Source organism: Micromonospora sp. WMMC273 (genome assembly GCF_027460285.1).
GTDB lineage: Bacteria > Actinomycetota > Actinomycetes > Mycobacteriales > Micromonosporaceae > Micromonospora > Micromonospora aurantiaca.
Window position 1 is genome coordinate 6,344,588 of record NZ_JAPZBE010000001.1, and the last position, 15,993, is coordinate 6,360,580.

Annotated in this window: 20 protein-coding genes and 3 tRNA genes; 10 read left to right on the top strand and 13 right to left on the bottom strand. The window is 72.3% G+C overall.

All coding sequences use genetic code 11. The features are described from left to right. Positions 1-134: 134 nt before the first annotated feature. Complete coding sequence (locus tag O7611_RS29550) at positions 135-1,217, bottom strand: Glu/Leu/Phe/Val family dehydrogenase (protein WP_194802195.1); 1,083 nt, start codon at positions 1,215-1,217, stop codon at positions 135-137. A gap of 175 nt (positions 1,218-1,392) precedes the next feature. On the opposite strand from O7611_RS29550, the gene O7611_RS29555 reads away from it, so the two are divergent. Both O7611_RS29555 and O7611_RS29560 read left to right on the top strand, forming a co-directional pair. Further along, positions 1,393-2,232, top strand: coding sequence for a hypothetical protein (locus O7611_RS29555; RefSeq protein ID WP_135242753.1), 840 nt, complete (start codon positions 1,393-1,395; stop codon positions 2,230-2,232). A gap of 256 nt (positions 2,233-2,488) precedes the next feature. Beyond that, entirely contained in the window at positions 2,489-2,698 is a 210-nt protein-coding gene (locus O7611_RS29560) for a BldC family transcriptional regulator (protein ID WP_007073996.1), read from the top strand. Between the two features lie 91 nt (positions 2,699-2,789). Here O7611_RS29560 and O7611_RS29565 read toward each other — a convergent pair whose 3' ends face one another. Further along, complete coding sequence (locus tag O7611_RS29565; RefSeq protein ID WP_135242754.1) at positions 2,790-3,167, bottom strand: PPOX class F420-dependent oxidoreductase; 378 nt, start codon at positions 3,165-3,167, stop codon at positions 2,790-2,792. Positions 3,168-3,221: 54 nt separating this feature from the next. On the opposite strand from O7611_RS29565, the gene O7611_RS29570 reads away from it, so the two are divergent. Next, positions 3,222-3,998 (top strand): class I SAM-dependent methyltransferase, encoded by a 777-nt coding sequence (locus O7611_RS29570; RefSeq protein WP_194802194.1) that lies wholly within the window; start codon positions 3,222-3,224, stop codon positions 3,996-3,998. A gap of 39 nt (positions 3,999-4,037) precedes the next feature. Here the strand turns inward: O7611_RS29570 and O7611_RS29575 are convergent, their stop codons facing one another. After that, the gene (locus tag O7611_RS29575; protein WP_043327533.1) at positions 4,038-4,325 is read right to left on the bottom strand and encodes a hypothetical protein; all 288 of its coding nucleotides are present in this window, start codon (positions 4,323-4,325) and stop codon (positions 4,038-4,040) included. Between the two features lie 162 nt (positions 4,326-4,487). Here O7611_RS29575 and O7611_RS29580 point away from each other — a divergent pair, with 162 nt between their 5' ends. Both O7611_RS29580 and O7611_RS29585 read left to right on the top strand, forming a co-directional pair. Next, entirely contained in the window at positions 4,488-5,345 is an 858-nt protein-coding gene (locus O7611_RS29580; RefSeq protein WP_269697947.1) for a 3-hydroxyacyl-CoA dehydrogenase family protein, read from the top strand. Next, the gene (locus O7611_RS29585; RefSeq protein ID WP_262015980.1) at positions 5,342-6,085 is read left to right on the top strand and encodes an enoyl-CoA hydratase/isomerase family protein; all 744 of its coding nucleotides are present in this window, start codon (positions 5,342-5,344) and stop codon (positions 6,083-6,085) included. The genes O7611_RS29580 and O7611_RS29585 overlap by 4 nt, the downstream gene beginning before the upstream one ends. 63 nt (positions 6,086-6,148) lie before the next feature. Here the strand turns inward: O7611_RS29585 and O7611_RS29590 are convergent, their stop codons facing one another. Further along, entirely contained in the window at positions 6,149-7,486 is a 1,338-nt protein-coding gene (locus O7611_RS29590; protein WP_269697949.1) for an ABC transporter substrate-binding protein, read from the bottom strand. A 166-nt stretch (positions 7,487-7,652) separates the two neighbouring features. Between O7611_RS29590 and O7611_RS29595 the strand changes: the two genes are divergently transcribed. Together O7611_RS29595 and O7611_RS29600 are read left to right on the top strand one after the other, a co-directional pair. Then, positions 7,653-8,042, top strand: a complete 390-nt coding sequence (locus O7611_RS29595; protein ID WP_013283438.1) for a hypothetical protein — start codon at positions 7,653-7,655, stop codon at positions 8,040-8,042. Positions 8,043-8,087: 45 nt separating this feature from the next. Next, on the top strand, positions 8,088-8,792 hold the full coding sequence (locus O7611_RS29600) for a DUF2786 domain-containing protein (RefSeq protein ID WP_194802190.1): 705 nt from the start codon (positions 8,088-8,090) through the stop codon (positions 8,790-8,792). Between the two features lie 6 nt (positions 8,793-8,798). Here O7611_RS29600 and O7611_RS29605 read toward each other — a convergent pair whose 3' ends face one another. After that, entirely contained in the window at positions 8,799-9,311 is a 513-nt protein-coding gene (locus O7611_RS29605) for an SRPBCC family protein (RefSeq protein ID WP_194802189.1), read from the bottom strand. Between the two features lie 255 nt (positions 9,312-9,566). Between O7611_RS29605 and O7611_RS29610 the strand changes: the two genes are divergently transcribed. Continuing rightward, positions 9,567-10,520, top strand: a complete 954-nt coding sequence (locus O7611_RS29610) for a hypothetical protein (RefSeq protein WP_194802188.1) — start codon at positions 9,567-9,569, stop codon at positions 10,518-10,520. 80 nt (positions 10,521-10,600) lie between these two features. On the opposite strand, the gene O7611_RS29615 is transcribed toward O7611_RS29610, so the two are convergent. Both O7611_RS29615 and O7611_RS29620 read right to left on the bottom strand, forming a co-directional pair. After that, positions 10,601-10,960 (bottom strand): winged helix-turn-helix domain-containing protein, encoded by a 360-nt coding sequence (locus O7611_RS29615; RefSeq protein ID WP_194802187.1) that lies wholly within the window; start codon positions 10,958-10,960, stop codon positions 10,601-10,603. Between the two features lie 2 nt (positions 10,961-10,962). Then, positions 10,963-11,706 (bottom strand): hypothetical protein, encoded by a 744-nt coding sequence (locus tag O7611_RS29620; protein WP_194802186.1) that lies wholly within the window; start codon positions 11,704-11,706, stop codon positions 10,963-10,965. A 190-nt stretch (positions 11,707-11,896) separates the two neighbouring features. Here O7611_RS29620 and O7611_RS29625 point away from each other — a divergent pair, with 190 nt between their 5' ends. Beyond that, a complete protein-coding gene (locus tag O7611_RS29625; RefSeq protein ID WP_194802185.1) occupies positions 11,897-12,334 on the top strand; it encodes an ArsI/CadI family heavy metal resistance metalloenzyme in 438 nt (145 codons plus the stop codon). Between the two features lie 86 nt (positions 12,335-12,420). On the opposite strand, the gene O7611_RS29630 is transcribed toward O7611_RS29625, so the two are convergent. Then, the gene (locus O7611_RS29630; RefSeq protein WP_194802184.1) at positions 12,421-12,831 is read right to left on the bottom strand and encodes a RidA family protein; all 411 of its coding nucleotides are present in this window, start codon (positions 12,829-12,831) and stop codon (positions 12,421-12,423) included. Further along, on the bottom strand, positions 12,831-13,655 hold the full coding sequence (locus O7611_RS29635; RefSeq protein WP_269697952.1) for an NAD(P)-dependent oxidoreductase: 825 nt from the start codon (positions 13,653-13,655) through the stop codon (positions 12,831-12,833). The genes O7611_RS29630 and O7611_RS29635 overlap by 1 nt, the downstream gene beginning before the upstream one ends. Before the next feature lie 79 nt (positions 13,656-13,734). On the opposite strand from O7611_RS29635, the gene O7611_RS29640 reads away from it, so the two are divergent. After that, a complete protein-coding gene (locus O7611_RS29640) occupies positions 13,735-14,631 on the top strand; it encodes a LysR family transcriptional regulator (protein ID WP_269697954.1) in 897 nt (298 codons plus the stop codon). Between the two features lie 63 nt (positions 14,632-14,694). Here the strand turns inward: O7611_RS29640 and O7611_RS29645 are convergent. From O7611_RS29645 to O7611_RS29660, 4 genes are all read right to left on the bottom strand, one after another. Then, positions 14,695-14,768: transfer RNA gene (locus O7611_RS29645), tRNA-Phe, on the bottom strand. 76 nt (positions 14,769-14,844) lie between these two features. Next, positions 14,845-14,918, bottom strand: a tRNA-Asp gene (locus O7611_RS29650). A gap of 33 nt (positions 14,919-14,951) precedes the next feature. Further along, positions 14,952-15,024, bottom strand: a tRNA-Glu gene (locus O7611_RS29655). A gap of 143 nt (positions 15,025-15,167) precedes the next feature. Further along, complete coding sequence (locus O7611_RS29660) at positions 15,168-15,956, bottom strand: polysaccharide deacetylase family protein (RefSeq protein ID WP_269697956.1); 789 nt, start codon at positions 15,954-15,956, stop codon at positions 15,168-15,170. Positions 15,957-15,993: the final 37 nt, after the last annotated feature.

A 15,993-nucleotide genomic window follows, 5' to 3' on the forward strand; every position in this document is an offset into this window, starting at 1 on the left:
AAAGTGTACCGGGTAAGGGGTAAGCCCCGGGGCTGGCCGTGACACCGGACAAACCGGCACGAACAAGCCCGAGGATCAGCTTAACGCGCACCGCCTCCGGGGGAGGAGCGCCGCCCCGCCCCCGGAGGTGAGCTTCACCGCAGATGGATCGTCCGCAGCCGGCCGACCTCGGCCATCCGCCGCTCGGCGAGCCGGTCCGCGGCGACCGCCGGCGGCACGCCCTCGTCGTCGGCGAGCTGGAGGATCTGCCGGGTCGTGTCGAAGATCCGGGTCGCGCGCAGCTTGGCGCGGTCGAAGTTGAAGCCCTCGATCTCGTCGGCCACCTGGATCACGCCACCGGCGTTCACCACGTAGTCCGGCGTGTAGAGGATGCCCCGGTCGGCGAGCACCTTCTCGATGCCCGGGTGGGCGAGCTGGTTGTTCGCCGCCCCGGTGACCACCTTCGCCCGCAGCACCGGCACGGTGTCGTCGTTCAGCGCGCCGCCGAGGGCGCACGGGGCGTACACGTCGATGTCGGAGGCGACGAGCGCCGCGGTGTCGTCGACCAGGGTGACCTGCGGGTGGGTGGTGCGCGCCCACTCCAGGGCCCGCGGGCTGACGTCGGTCGCCACGACCTCGGCGCCGTCGTCGAGCAGGTGGGCGGTCAGGTACTTGCCGACCTTGCCCAGCCCGGCCACGCCGACCCGGCGCCCGGCCAGCGTCGGGCTGCCCCAGACGTGCTCGGCGGCGGCCCGCATGCCCTGGAACACGCCCCAGGCGGTGAGGATCGAGGAGTCGCCCGCGCCGCCGTGCTCCACGCTGCGGCCGGTCACGTAGCGGGTCTCCCGGGCGATCACGTCCATGTCCGCCACGTAGGTGCCCACGTCGCAGGCGGTGTAGTAGCGGCCGTTGAGCGACTCGACGAAGCGGCCGTACGCGCGCAGCAGCGCCTCGCTCTTGATCTGGTCGGGGTCACCCCAGATGACCGCCTTGCCGCCACCGAGGTCGAGGTTCGCCAGGGCGTTCTTGTAGGCCATGCCGCGCGAGAGGTCGAGCACGTCGGCGAGGGCGTCGGCCTCGCTGGCGTACGGGTAGAACCGGGTGCCGCCGAGCGCGGGGCCCAGCGCGGTCGAGTAGATCCCGATGATCGCCTTCAGGCCGGACTGCTTGTCCTGGCAGAACACGACCTGCTCATGCCCCGTGGAGACGGGGTCGTCGGTACTGGCGAATACGCCCATGGCTGACTCCTGTGTCGGTGTGCGCCCTTGTGGGGCGCGGAACCCGGGTGGCACGCCGGCGGGATGCTGCCGGTGTCGTTGAGCCTAATATCGGCCCGAACCGTACTGTCGCGCATGTCACGCCACGGGCCCGAGGGCGGCGACGGGCGGTCCCGTCTCGTGGGAGGATCGCGCCGTGCCGTCGCTCTTCGCTTCATACCTGCGCGTGTACGAGCCGCTGACCGCCTTCGACCGGGATCGGCAGTCGTACTGGCGCCGGTACGTCAGCGAGGGTCGTGCGATAGCTCCGCTGGAGGGGCCGGTACGGCAGCGGACCGCGGTGATCGAGGCGCTCGGCGCCGGCTGGACCCGGCTGCCCGACCTGCCCGACGAGGCGTACGTCCTGGAGTCCGACGACGCGCTGCTGGTCTGCCCGTGGAACCTGCGCATCCGGGTCGCCGAGGCGGCGCTGAGCGCCCGCGACGGCGTGCCCTCGGTGCTCGCCGACGCGTTCGTGCCGCCGGTGCTCGCCGGCCAGGCCAAGGCCGTGGTGGAGGACTGGCGCAGCGGCGCCCGGGTGCTGGAGCACGGGGTGCCCCGGGTGCACGAGCAGATCGCCACCTGGGGCGTGCCGCTGCGCTGGTTCGTGCTGTTCGAGGCCGGTGAGCGGCACCTGGTCACCGATCCGGGGCGGCGGGCGCTGCGCTACCGCACCGAGATCTCCAAGGCGCGCCGCCGCGCGTCCCGGGCGCTGTCGGTGCTGCGCAAGTCGATCGGCGAGGCGCCGATCACCGAGGCGGTCGAGGAGGCGGCCCGGTGGCTGGAGGAGTTCCACCCGCGCTCGGTGGTCGAACTGGACTACGGCGGCCTGGTGCAGCTGCTGCCGGACGAGACGCTCGAAGCCGACGACTCGACCGATCTGGTGGCCGCCGGACTGTCCGGACTGGGCCGGGGCGAGGCCGAGGAGGCGTCCGCCGCGTACGACAAGCTGGTCGCCCGCTGGCGCGCGGTGCAGCTGCTCGAACGGTGCAACTGACGCCCGGTTTGCCCTGCTAAGTGGCCTTGGACACGAGAGTGTCTCGTAGCTAATGCATCACGAACCGTGATCATGAGTCCGAATAAGGTACTTTCTGCGGCATAAAAGTCGTAAAAATCGGGCATGGTTCATCCGTCCGTCTAGGGACCTTCAGCCGTTCGGCCCATGTCGGACATCGGGGACTAGCCGGACCATGGGAGACGCGTCGGCCGGCGGGACCCCGGCCGATGTCTATACATGTGGAGGAGTGACCCCGATGGCATCGCGAACGCACGAACCTGAGCCGCTACTCACACCGGCCGAGGTGGCGTCGATGTTCCGTGTCGACCCGAAGACGGTGACCCGGTGGGCCAAGGCTGGCAAGCTCAGCGCCATCCGGACCCTCGGCGGTCACCGCCGCTACCGCGAGTCGGAGGTTCGGGCCCTGCTGCAGGGGCAGATCCCCCAGCAGCGCCAGGGAGACTGACGAACCGGCGTTCTCCGGCGTTCCGATCAAGGGCGGTGCCGTCACGGCGCCGCCCTTGATCGTGTCCGGGCTCGATCGTGTCGGGTGCGGCTCAGTCCAGCACGATCCGCAGCCCCACCGTGCCGCGCTCACCCCGGCGCAACCGGCTGCCGAGCAGGCTCAGCCGGCCGATCAGCCGGTACTTCCGCTTGAGCAGCGTCCGTACACGGTTCGTGCTCTCCGGGTCGGCGATCGTCGCGTGACCCGGCACCGCCTCACCGTGCGGCCGGCCGCGCACGTCGCACGGTGCCACGGTGACCCGGCCGTCGCGCCGGATGCGCTTCACCTTGCCGGAGTCGGCCACCGTCCAGACCGCGAGCCCGTCGCCGTCGCGTACCGCCCACACCGGAGTCGGCACCGCCCGGCCGTCCTTGCGGAACGTGGTGAGCAGGACGTACTTCTCCGCAGCCAGGCGGTCCAGGTCGGTCACGCCGCCAAGGATACGGCGGTCAGGGTGCCGCCGACCGCCGGATAGCGTGCTCTCATGACCGGGGAACCCGAGATCGGCGACGTGTTCGGCGAGATGATCCGCGACGCGTACGCGGTCGCCACCGGGATCGGCCCGCGCCCGATGGCCGGCGGTCGCCTGCCGCGCCCGGTCATCGAGATCATCGAGCGCGACGACGGGCTGATCAACGGCGCGCCCGCCGGGCACTACCTGGACCCGCCGCAGCGGTGGCAGCCGCACGACCACCGGGCCGTGGACCGGGTACGCGGGCACGTGCTCGACGTCGGCGTCGGCGCCGGCCGGATCGCGCTGCACCTCCAGGAGCGCGGCGTGCCGGTCACCGGGCTGGACACGTCGCTCGGCGCGCTGCGGGTCAGCCGGCACCGGGGCGTACGCGACCTGGTGCACGGCACCGTCGACGAGCACGCCGCCGACGGCCACCGGTACGACACGTTCCTGCTGCTCGGCAACAACCTGGGACTGTTCGAGGGGCGGGAACGCGCCCCGGCGATGCTCGCGGCGCTCGCCGCGCTGGCCCGTCCCGGCGCCCGGGTGATCGCCCACGGCACCGACCCGTACGGGACCACCGACCCGGTGCACACCGCCTACCACGAGCGCAATCGGCAGCGGGGCCGGATCGGCGGGCAACTGCGGCTGCGGCTGCGCTACCGGCTGCTGGGCACCGCCTGGTTCGACTACCTGGTCTGCTCGCCGGAGGAGTTCGCCGAGCTGGTCCACGGTTCAGCGTGGCGACTGGCCGACGTGGACGACACCGACCATCCCTACTACCTCGCCACGCTGGAGCTGCGGTGAGCGGGGAGCCGCCGGGATCCGGCGGCTCCCCCGCACCACTCAGACCTGGACGGTGGGGGTGGTCTGCTCCGGAGGCAGCCCGCCGTCGCCGTCGACCACCTCGTCCGGCGTGCCGTCCTCGTCGATGTCCACCATGGTGATGTCCACCTTGCCGTCACCGTCGGTGTCGAACTGGAACAGGTCGGCCTTGCCGTCGCCGTCGGTGTCCACCACCCACACGTCGGTCTTGCCGTCGTTGTTGGTGTCCGCGCGGAGCAGGTCCACCCGCTCGTCGCCGCGGGTCTCGACCGTCTCGGTGTTCTCCGCGCTCTCCGGTGCCTGGCTCATCTCGTTCCTTCCTTCGGCGTTGACGGCCGTCCTTACCCCGTCCGCTCCGCCCCCACGCATCCCGGCGGCCCGGCCCTGCATAGGGTCGCATGCAGGAACGAGCGAGCGGACGGGCCCGGCGGCGGAGACCCCGCGCGCCCCCGCCGCGGCGAGGGGACATCGATGAGTGGTCGTTTTGTGGTCGTCGGGGCCGGCACCATGGGCCTCGGCATCGCGTACGTGGCGGCCGGCGCCGGGTACGCGGTCGAACTGGTCGAGGTCGACGCCGCCCGGGGCGCCGAGGCCGTGCGCCGGCTCGGCGAGCTGTGGGACCGGGGCGTGCAGCGCGGCAAGCTGACCGAGGAGGCCGCCACCGCCAACCGTGAGCGCGTCACGCTCCGGGCCGGGCTCGCCGAGGTGACCGAGGGCGCCGACGTGATCGTGGAGGCGGTGCCCGAGCGGCTCGACCTCAAGCGTGCCGTCCTGCGCGAGGCGGAGAGCCGCCGGCCGGCGCTGCTTGGCAGCAACACGTCCAGCATCCCGATCGCCGAACTGGCCGCCGGGCTGGACCGGCCCGCCGGCTTCGTCGGGTTGCACTTCTTCAATCCGGTGTGGGCGATGGCGCTGCTCGAGGTCGTGGTCGGCCCGGCCACCGCGCCGGCCACGACCGAGGCGGCCGTCGCGCTCGCCGCCCGGCTGGGCAAGGACCCCGTCGTCGTACGCGACATGCCCGGCTTCGCCACCTCCCGCCTCGGCGTCACGCTCGGCCTGGAGGCGATCCGGATGGTGGCCGACGAGGTGGCGAGCCCGGCCGACATCGACAAGGCGATGGTGCTCGGCTACCGGCACCCGATCGGCCCGCTGGAGCTGACCGACCTGGTCGGGCTGGACGTGCGGCTCGACATCGCGCGCACGCTCCAGGCCGCGTACGGCGACCGCTTCGCGCCACCGCCGCTGCTCGTCGAGATGGTGGCCGCCGGGAAGCTGGGCAAGAAGTCGGGGCAGGGCTTCTACACGTGGAAGGACGGCGTGAAGCAATGAGCGGGCTGCGGATCGAGGAGCTGCCGGACCGGCTCGTGGTCACCCTGGACCGGCCGGAGAAGCGCAACGCCATCGACGCCGACCTGGTGGGCGAGCTGCACGCGGTCTGCGCCGACCTGGAGGCGCGTCCCCGGCTGCTGCTGCTCACCGGCGGGACGGCGGGCATCTTCGCCGGGGGCGCCGACATCGCCCAGCTCCGCGAGCGCGGCCGGCTGGACGCGCTGGCCGCCATCAACCAGGGTGTCTTCGCCCGCATCCGGGCACTGCCGATGCCCACCGTGGCGGCAGTCGACGGGCCGGCGCTGGGCGGCGGCGCCGAGCTGGCGTACGCCTGCGATCTCCGGGTGTGCACGGACCGCGCGGTGTTCGGCCAGCCCGAGGTGCGGCTGGGCATCCTGGCCGGCGCCGGCGCGACCTACCGGCTGCCGGCGCTGATCGGTGAGGCCCGGGCCAAGGAGCTGCTGTTCACCGGCCGGCGGGTGGACGCCGAGGAGGCGCTGCGGATCGGGCTGGTGAACCGGGTGGTGGCCGATCCGGAAGAGCTGCTGCCCACCGCGCACGGCCTGCTCGACGAGATGGCGAAGGGTTCCGCGCTGGCGTTGCGGCTGACCAAGATGGCAGTGGACGCCCCGGCGGCCGCGCACCCGCAGCTCGACCTGCTGAGCCAGGCGGTGCTGTTCGAGGACGAGGAGAAGCACCGGCGGATGACCGAGTTCCTGGACCGGCGCCGGGCCCGCTGAGCCCGGGAGAGACGACGAGGGCCGCACCGGTGTCTCCGGTGCGGCCCTTCGCGTCGGTACGCGTCAGCGCTTGATGTCGACTCCCGCGTCGTCCAGCGCGGTGATCGCCGGCGCGGACTCGGCGAAGCCGATGAGCAGCAGCGCCTCCGGTCCGAACGCCTTGATCTCCTTGGCGGTGCCGCCGAAGTCGACAGGCGTCTTCGGGTCGGCCGGCGGCTCGTAGGTCAGCAGCTTGATCCGGTCCGCGCCGATGCCGGCCTTCTCCAGCTCCGAGCGGACGTTCTCCTGGAGGCCCTCGCCGTACGAGTCCTTACGGGCCAGGATCGCGATCTTGCGCGGCCCGTCCCGGAGCATGACGTCGGCCAGCGCACGGCCCTGGAGGCTGTCCGGCGGCGCGGTTCGGAAATAGAGGCCGTTGTCGTCCACGGCGCTCAGCCCCGCGTCGGTGTTCGACGGGGAGAACAGGATCCGCCCGGCGGCGACCACGTCCGGCAGCACGGCCCGGGAGATGCCGGAGCCGCCTGCGCCGATGATGACCTGCACGCCCTTGCTGACGTGCGAGGCGACGGTGGCCTTGGCGACCGCCGGGTTGGTGCCGTCGTCGCCCTCGATCCACTTCACCGGCTCGCCGAGCACACCACCGGCGGCGTTCACCTCACGGATCGCGAGCGCCGCGCCGGCCGCCAGCGGCGGGTTCGCCAGCGCCAGGTCACCGGTCTTCGGCAGCAGCCCGCCGAGGACCAGCGGGGCGTCCTTCGCCTTCCCGTCGCGCAGCTTGCGCCCACGCGGCGGGGCCTTCGTGCTCGCCCCCGACTCCTCACCTGCGCCGACGAACTCGGTCTTGCTGTCGTCGATCTTCTGGTTGTCGAAGTGCATGGTGCCGTAGCTCGCGGTGGCCGGCTCGCCGGTGTCGGTGAACCCGGCGCGGGTCAGCGACACGCCCCGGTACTCGATGTCCCGGCCCGCACGGGCGAGCTCCAGGCAGGACGACACGTCGTCGCAGCGTTCACCGCCGGTGGTCACCCCGACGATCTGCTTGGCGATCTCGGCCGGAGCGGTGGTGCCGGCGAGCTGGGCGGCCAGCGCGCTGATCACCACCGCGTCGTACGACTCGGCGGAGTAGAGGAAGTCACCCAGCTTCGGGTCTACGGCGAGTAGTCGTTCCTTGAAGCTCTCGGGCAGTGGGGTGAGGGGCGTGGTGCCCTTCATCCCGTTCACCAGGTCTCCCCGGTCCTTGAGCTCAGCGGGGTACGAATTGAGCATGTTGCCGTCGGTGCCGTAGAGGCGTACCTGGGTGGCAGGCGTTTCCTCCGGCTCGTCGCTCCCGCAGGCGCTCGTGGCGAGCAGAAGCGCCGCGCAGGCCATGGACAGGGCCGCGCGCGACGTGCGTGTTCTCAGCATGGTCGTCCTTCCTCCGGCGAAGGTCCGCTGCGCACCTTAGCGTGCTCACGCGGCACGCGGGACTGTGGAGTCGGCTCCGTCGGCACCCCGACTGCGGGTATCACTCTGCGTGGTCGACGAGCCGTTTCCGGGTCACCGCTTGACCCCCGGCGATACTGTTCCGCGGGTGAACGACGAAGCACAGCAGACGCTCGACGACGCGACCGCCGTGCTCCGTTCCGCCCTCGCCGGGGACGGCGCCGGCGTGGTGGGCACGTTCGACGCGGTGGTGGACCGCTCCGGCCTCGCCGGGGCGTACGGAGTGGCGTGGTGCCTCGCCGCCACCATGCTCGGCGACGACACCCCGGGCGGCGGCGCCGCCCTCGACTTCCCCGGCATCGACCAGGCCGACTACGACACCCGCTGGGTGGCCCGTTTCGTCAGCGCGTGCGCCAACGACGACGCGGACACCGGCGAGGCGCTGTTCGGGGCGGCCGCAGCCGACGGCCTGCTGCCCGACTGCCTGCTCACGCTCGCCGGGTCGACAATCGCCACGCTGCGCAGCCGCTCGGACTGAGCCCGGCGCGCGGCCAGGCGCCCCGACTGTGGTAGCTCTGGGTGCATGTCCGAGGCGATGCTCAGCAAGGTGCGCAAGCTCCTCGCCCAGGCGGAGGACCCGGCCTGCACCCCCGCCGAGTCGGCCGCCTTCATGGCGAAGGCCACCGAGCTGATCGCCCGCTACGGCGTCGACCGGGCGCTGCTCGCCGCCCGCGACCCGGCCGCCGACCCGGTCGGTGACCGGACCGTCGAGGTGATCGCGCCTTACGCCCGGGACAAGGCCGGCCTGCTCGCGGCGGTCGCCGAACCGTTGCGGTGCCGATGCGTACGCCGCCGGCACGGCAGCGGCTTCGTCATGCACCTGTTCGGCTTCGCCAGCGACCTGGAACGGGTCGAACTGCTGTTCACTTCGCTGCTCGTGCAGGCCGCGCACGGGCTCGCCGGTGCCGTCGTACCGGCCGGGGAGCATCCGGCGGCGTTCCGGCGTACCTGGCTGGCCGGGTTCGCGTACGTCGTCGCGGAACGACTGCGCGCTGCCGAGAGCAAGGCGGTGGCGGAGTCGGGTGGACCCTCCACGGCTCTGGTGCTCGCCGACCGCTCCGATCGCGTCCAGCGCCGGGTCGCCGAGGCGTACCCCCGGTTGCGCACCGCCCCGCGACGGCGGCTGGCGGGCGGTGGCTTCGGTTCCGGCGCGGACGCCGGCCGCCGGGCCGACCTCGGTGGCACCGGCGTGGCCGGCACCGGCGCGGCGCCCGGTATCGCCGGCTGACCGATCTCAGGCGGTACGGGCGACCGTTGCCAGATAGCGGCAGAGCAGTTCGTGCCAGCCCGCGGTGAGCGCCTCGCGGTAGCCCTCGGCCGCCGTGCCGTGCCTGTCGAAGTAGCGGTGCTCGACGTCCACCCGGGTCTGCTCCGGACCTTCGGCGTGGAACAGGACCTCCACCTCGCTGGCCCGCGCCGGATCCGGCACCGGCACCCGGTCCGGGCCGATCTGCCAGGTGAACACCAGGCGCCGCGGCGGATCCCAGGTCAGCACGCGGCCCCAGTCGTTGCGGAAGCCGTACGGGCCGATCTCGTAGAGCATGCCGCCGGCCCGGGGCTCGATGCCGAGCGCGGCGAGCGCCTCCGGGCCGGACCAGGTGTATTCACGCACCCACCAGTCGGCGAGCGCGCCGGTGAAGACGGCGTACGCCCGCTCGGCGGACGCCGGGACGAGCAGGCTGCTGCGGAGGGAGAAGCGATCGGATTCCTGCTGGACCTCATCCGGATCGGCCATCTCCTGTCCCATAGGTCCGGACCATACCGGCTCATGTCTCGGTGTGCAGCTTCCGTTCCGCCCGCTTCCGGACACCGGGAACACCGTTTCCCGACAGCGCTGAGTGGTGGGACAGGCGCTCTGTGCAAGGCGCGGGCGGCGCTTCCGGGAGGTCAGGTGGGCTTCCGCGAGGTGCGGGCGGGCTTCCGCGAGGTGCGGGTGGGCGACGGATGCCGTACCGGAAAGCGGGTAAGCGCCCCCGACCGGACCGATGGGAGAGCGGGCAGCATGACCGACAGCCGAGCCACCGCACCAGTGCCGGACCCCGGCGACGAACCGACCGGCTCGCCGGCCGGTCCCGAGCCGGAGCCGGACGTCCTGCTCGACGTGCCGGAACTGACCGTCGACGAGATCCGGCTCGTGGTGGACGGGCTCGACGCCGACCTGTCGCTGCGCGCCCGGCTGGCGAACCTGCTCCAGCTCGACGCCGGCGTCCGGGTGCACCTGGAGGGCGTCGAGCTGGACATCACCGGGGTGAGCGCCGAGGCGCTGCTCAAGGTACGGCTGGAGAAGCTGGTGCAGATCCTGGACCGGGCGCTGACCACCATCGACCGCAACCCGCAGCTGATCGACGCGCTGGCGCGCTCGGCCGGCGTCACCCTGGACGACGTGCACCGGCTCGCCGCGCCGGTGGTCGACCAGACCGGGCGTACGGTGGCCGCAGCCGGCGAGGTGGTCGAGCGCACCGGTCCGGCGGTGGCAGACCGGGCCGCTCCGGCGGTGGCCGATCGGACGGGGCCGGCCGTGTCCGGCCCGATCGAGGCCCCCGAACCGCCCCGGCGCCCGGCGCGGACGGAGCCGCCACCACCGAGCCGTCCGGGTTCTTCGTCGGCGCCAGGTACTGCTGGTGGTAGTTCTCGGCGAAGTAGTCCCGAGCGGACCGAGCCGCCGCCCGGTTCCGGGCGGGCGGAGCCGTCACCGGCGTCGGTTGCCGGGCGGGAGGGGAAGCCGGAGTCCGAGCGTGCCGCCGGATCGGGGCAGGGCGCCGGGGCGGGCCCGTCGGCGGAACGTCCCGCCGAGAAGAAGCGCGGCTCGGAGCGCTCCGGCCAGCCGGCGAGCGCAGCCGCCGAGGCGGCACAACTGGCGGGACAGGCCGGGCAGGCACTGCGGCAGGCCGGCCGAAGCGTCTGGGAGGCGATCCAGGGCAGCCCCACCCAGAACCGCCGCCCCCCACAAACCTGACTGTCCCACCCGCTCCCGGCACTCCCGGGCCCGCCGCCCGCCCACCGGGCGGGGCCGGGGCGGTCGGGCAGGAGAGGGCGTTACGGGGGTGGGGAGTCGTCCGGCGCGGTCTGCTGGTGGCGGCGGAGCAGCTCCTGGAGGGCGGTGATCTCGGAGTGCAGGGCCTGACGGCCCTCCCGGGTGATCCGGATCCACGTCCGCGGACGACGGCCGTGGTAGCCCTTCTCCACCTCGATCAGGCGTGCCTCCTCCAGCACGGTGAGGTGCCGGGACAGGTTGCCCGCGGTGAGTTCGAGGGCCTGGCGGAGATAGGCGACCTCCACCCGCTCGCCTTCAGCGGCGATGGTCAGGATGCCGAGCCGGTGCCGCTGGTGGACCGTGTCGTCGAGGCCGTTCGTCGGGAATGGCCCGCTCGCGCGAGGGTCGTCCACGGTGCTCACGACTACCGATTGTGCTGCTTCTTGGCGGCGGCGAGCGCCAGACCCCCGCCGATCAGCAGGACCGGTGCCGGGAGCACGGCCGCCAGCATGAAGCTGAACCGGGTCAGATCACCCGGTTGCAGGTCGGAGAGCTGGAACCAGGCGTTCACGGCTACCAGCACGACGGTGTAGAGACCGACCACGACCCGCAGGCTCCGGCTGCGTTCCAGGCGGGCGAGGACCGCCAGGCCGACGGCGATCACGAGGTGCGGCAGCATGCCCCGGTTGGCGAGGCCGAGCAGCGGACCGGTCAGCCGACTGGTGCCGCCCCACACCGGCCCGCTGGTGTTGAACAGCAGGAACTCCAGGACGACCGGAAGGGCGAGGCCGACGAGAGTGCCCGCGAGGCCGGCGATGACGTACGACCGGGTCGGGGTCTGGACGCCGGCTCGCCGGCCGTGCCAGCGGTACCACGCCAGGCCGGCCAGGTAGCCGCCGACGAGCGCGGCCAGCCAGTACCAGCCGAGCGCGGTCGACTTCTGCAGGAAGCCGCCGCCGAGACCGCTCAGGGCAGGGCCGTCGGTCCCGGCGCGCAGCGGGGCTGGTTCCGCCGACTCGACGTACAGCGGCGCGGCCGCCGCGATGAGCACCCCGAAGAGCAGGAGCGGAAGCCAGTACGCCTGACGAGCCGCCCGGGCCTGCCGACGGAGGTTGGTCATCGAGGCGAGCAGCTCCTGGGCCCTGTCGCGGGGTGACTCGGACGGCATGGTTCCTCCCGGCAGCCGATGTGCTGTGACTCAAATAGGTTTGCATTGCAAACCTAATAGCGCAAGGGGGCTCGACCGTCGGTGCCACCACCGGCGGGCGCTTGTTTCGATATTCCTCTAGGTTGACAGGCTTCAAAACAGGAGGCAGAGTGGAGAATGCTTAGATGAACATCTAGACAGGGAGTCAGTCATGTCCCGCGTCCAGCTCGCCCTGCGCGTCTCCGACCTCGAAGGCTCCGTGGCCTTCTACAGCAAGCTGTTCGGCGTCGAGCCGGCCAAGCGCCGCCCCGGCTACGCCAACTTCGCGGTGGAGAACCCGCCGCTGAAGCTCGTACTCCTCGAAGGTGAGCCCGGCCTGCCGACGGTGATGGACCACCTCGGGGTCGAGGTGGCCACCACCGACGAGGTGAGCGCCGCGACCGGTCGGCTCACCGACTCCGGCCTCATCACGCTGGAGGAGAACGACACCGAGTGCTGCTACGCGCTCCAGGACAAGGTCTGGGTGCGCGGCCCCGGCGACGAGCCGTGGGAGGTCTACACGGTCAAGGCCGACTCACCGCAGTTGGAGAAGGCGACCGAGAGCGCCTGCTGCGCCTCGGACGCCGCCGAGCAGCCCGCCGCGGTCTGACCCGGATACGGCAAGGATCCCCATCGGAGTGTCCGCCGGTGGGGATCCTTCCCGACGGTTCAGCTACGCCGCCTGAGTGTCGAGCCCTAGCGGGACCGGACCACTGCCATGACCTCGACCTCGAGCACGGCCCCGGGCAGGAAGAGCTTGCTGACCTCGACAGTCGTGCTCGCCGGCGGCGGTGTGCCAGGGAAGAGCCGGCGCCGGACGGCCGCGTACGCCGGCAGGTCAGCCAGGTCAGTCATGAACGTGCGGATGTGCAGCACGTCGTCGAAGGACGCGCCGTGCGCCGCGAGCACGCCGCCCACGATCTCGAAGATCCGTTCGGCCTGGGTGCCGGGGTCTCCGGGAGCGACCACCTCGCCGTCGTCGTCGACGGCGACCTGTCCGGCGAGCATCAGCAGCGCCCCGCCGCCGACATCGATCCGGGCGACGTGCGCGAAGCGGTCGCCGAACGGGGCCGCGACGGGTGCGGGGTTGTCCAGGGTGAGGCGCATCAGCATCCCTTCGCAGAGTCGGCTGAGACGAGGGAGGAGAGATCCGCGTCCTGGTCCGGCGCGGCCTGCATCAGGTCGAGGGCGGCCTCCAGCACGGGGGCCGGCACCGGACGGCGCAGCGCCAGCCGCGCATCCTTCGCCGCCAACGCGACTGCGAACGAGGCGCCCGGCGCGGTGGCCCGTCCGACCGCGCCGGCGAGGGCCCCACGGCCGAGCACGTCGAGGGCGGTCTGCCTGTCGACACCGAGCGCCGCGGCGACAGCGAGCGCGTCGTGCAGCGCGGCGACAGCCGTCACCAGGCCCGTGTTCGCGACGAGCTTGACGGCGGCGGCTGCGCCGATCGGGCCGCAGTGACGGACCGAACCGAGCTGTTCCAGCACCGGAGCTGCCCTCTCCACGACATCGGCGGGACCGCCCGCGAAGATCGCCAGCGTGCCGGCCCGGGCGGCGTCGACGCTGCCGCCGACGGGGGCGTCGAGGAGGGAGACGCCCGTCGGAAGCCGGCCGGCCACTGCTCGGACTTCGTCCGGCCCGATCGTCGACATCTGCACCACGACCGTGCCGGGCCGGAGCGCGGTGGCGGCGCCGTCCGGCCCGAACAGCACCGTCTCGACCGCGCCGGCATCGGCGAGCATGACGACGACGACGTCGGCTCCGTCGACTGCGGCAGACGGGCTCGCGGCCACCGTCGCGCCGGCCGCGGCGAGCGGCTCCGAACGCTCCGGGCTGCGGTTCCACACTCTGACCCGGTTGCCGCCGGCCAGGAGGCGGCGCGCGATCGGCGTACCCATGTGTCCGGTCCCGAGAACCGCGATGATCTTCACGCGGTAACGCTAGGCCGGTGGGGGCAATGCGACAAACGAATGTCTCGCATGCCTGCCATGCGTGACTAACATGCCTGGCATGGAGACTCAGCTGCTGGAGGTGTTCCGCACCGTCGCGCGGCACGGCTCGATCACGACCGCCGCCCGCGCCCTCAGCTTCACCCAGTCGGCTGTCTCCCGGCAGATCGCCGCGCTGGAGGCCGACATCGGCGCTCGGCTCTTCGACCGGCTGCCCCGCGGCGTCGCCCTCACCGAGGAGGGACGAGAGCTGCTCCCGCACGCCGAGGCGGTCCTCGACCGGCTCGCCGCGGCCCGGCGTGACCTCGACGACCTGCGCGGGCTCGGCCGAGGGCGGCTGCGTGTGGGCGCCTTCCCGACCGCTGTCGCGGCTCTCGTACCCCGGGCGATGGCGTCGTTCCGCTCGGACCACCCCGAGATCTCGCTGTCGCTGGTCGAGGGGGTGACGCCGCAACTGCTGGAGCGCCTGCTCGCGGAGGAGGCGGATGTGGCAGTGGTCAGCGCCTCGCCCACGGGCGAACTGGACCGCGAACGATTCGACCTGCGACATCTGCTCGACGAGCGGCTCCTGGTCGCGGTCGCACGTGACCACCGGCTCGCGCACCGCCGCTCGGTGCGCCTGGCGGACCTCGCCGAGGACGCGTTCGTCGTGGGCTCGGCCACCGCGGAGAACAGCCTGCTCCGGGCAAGCCTGCCCAGCGGTTTCTCACCGCGCGTCGACATCGTCGCGGCCGAGTGGACCGGCAAGCTGGGATGCGTCGCCGCCGGGTTGGGGGTGGCTCTGGTTCCGGCCCTGGCGGTACGCGGAACCCCGCCGGACATCGCACTGCTACGCCTGCATCCGGACGACGAGTCGGTACGGCAGATATTCGCGGCGACCGTGCGGGGCAGGACGCCGTCGCCGGCCGTCACGCACTTCCTCGAGCATCTGCGGGTGGAGGCGGCCCACCTGGGCTGAAAAGCAGAACGCCGACCGGCGTCTCCGCTGATCGGCGCTCCTGTAGCCCGGCGAAAGGCTATGTGGCCAGGGGCGGGGTCGAACCGCCGACCTTCCGATTTTCAGTCGGACGCTCGTACCAACTGAGCTACCTGGCCGTGGTGCTCGGCACATGCTACCGCACGGGCCGATACGCAGAACGCCGCGCATCGAGCTGCGCGGCGTCAGCGCTTGCGGTCCTGACGGGACTTGAACCCGCGACCTCCGCCTTGACAGGGCGGCGAGCACTCCAACTGCTCCACAGGACCTGGCTGGTGTTGCATCCGGCGCGAGCCGGACCGTGCCCCCAACGGGATTCGAACCCGTGCTACCGCCTTGAAAGGGCGGCGTCCTGGGCCGCTAGACGATGAGGGCGGCCCCGCCATCATTGCACACTCGCAACTTCAAGCGGACTTGCTCCCATCCGGCCCCGCCGGAGGCAGGAGAAGCATATGTCATGCCTGCGCGGACGACAAAACCGGTATGGGGATGGCTGTGGGACCGGGTATAACCGCAGGTCAGCGGGGTAGGGCGATGCCGTACCGCCGCTTGATGTCCGGGATCAGGTGTCGGCACGCGGCCATCGTCTGGGCCCGGTCGCCCCCTGCGTCGTGCATCAGCACGACCGAACCGTGCCGGGTGGCGCCCTTCACCCGCTTGATGATCGTCTTCGCCGGTGGGTGGTCCCAGTCCTGCGGGTCCACGCTCCAGTGCAGCGGGCGCAGGCCCATCTGCTTGGCGATCACGACCTCCTCGGCCGTCCAGCGGCCACCGGGCTGCCGGAACCAGGTGATCGGCGCCGTGGGCGCGGCGGCGTGGATCGCCTCGTTCGTCCGTTCCAGGTCGGATCGGATCTCGGCGGCGGAGCGCCGGCCCAGGTTCACGTCGTGGTGCCAGCTGTGATTGCAGAGCTGGTGACCCTCCCGGACGATCCGGGCCACCAGCTCCGGGTAGCGCTTGGCCTGCTTGCCGACGACGCAGAAGGTGGCCTTCACACGGGCCGCCCGGAGCTGGGCCAGGATCTGCGGGGTGTACCGGGGATCCGGCCCGTCGTCGAAGGTGAGCGCCACGCCGCTGCTCCCGCTGGCCCGGTGCAGCCCGGCCGGCAGCTTCTTCGGCACCGGGCGCAGCTTGGGCTTCGCGGGGGTGGTGTGGGTCGGTGAGGGCTTCGTCACCGGCGTCGGGGACGGCGACGCGGAGGCCGACGGCGGTGCGGCGGCCTTCTCGGGTGACTTGCCGGCCTCGCCGCAGCCGGTGACGAGGAGCACCAGGCCCAGGGCGAGCGCCGACAGGGCGCGTGGACGCATTCGTCGCTCCCGGAGGGGTCGGGGTCAGACGGACTTT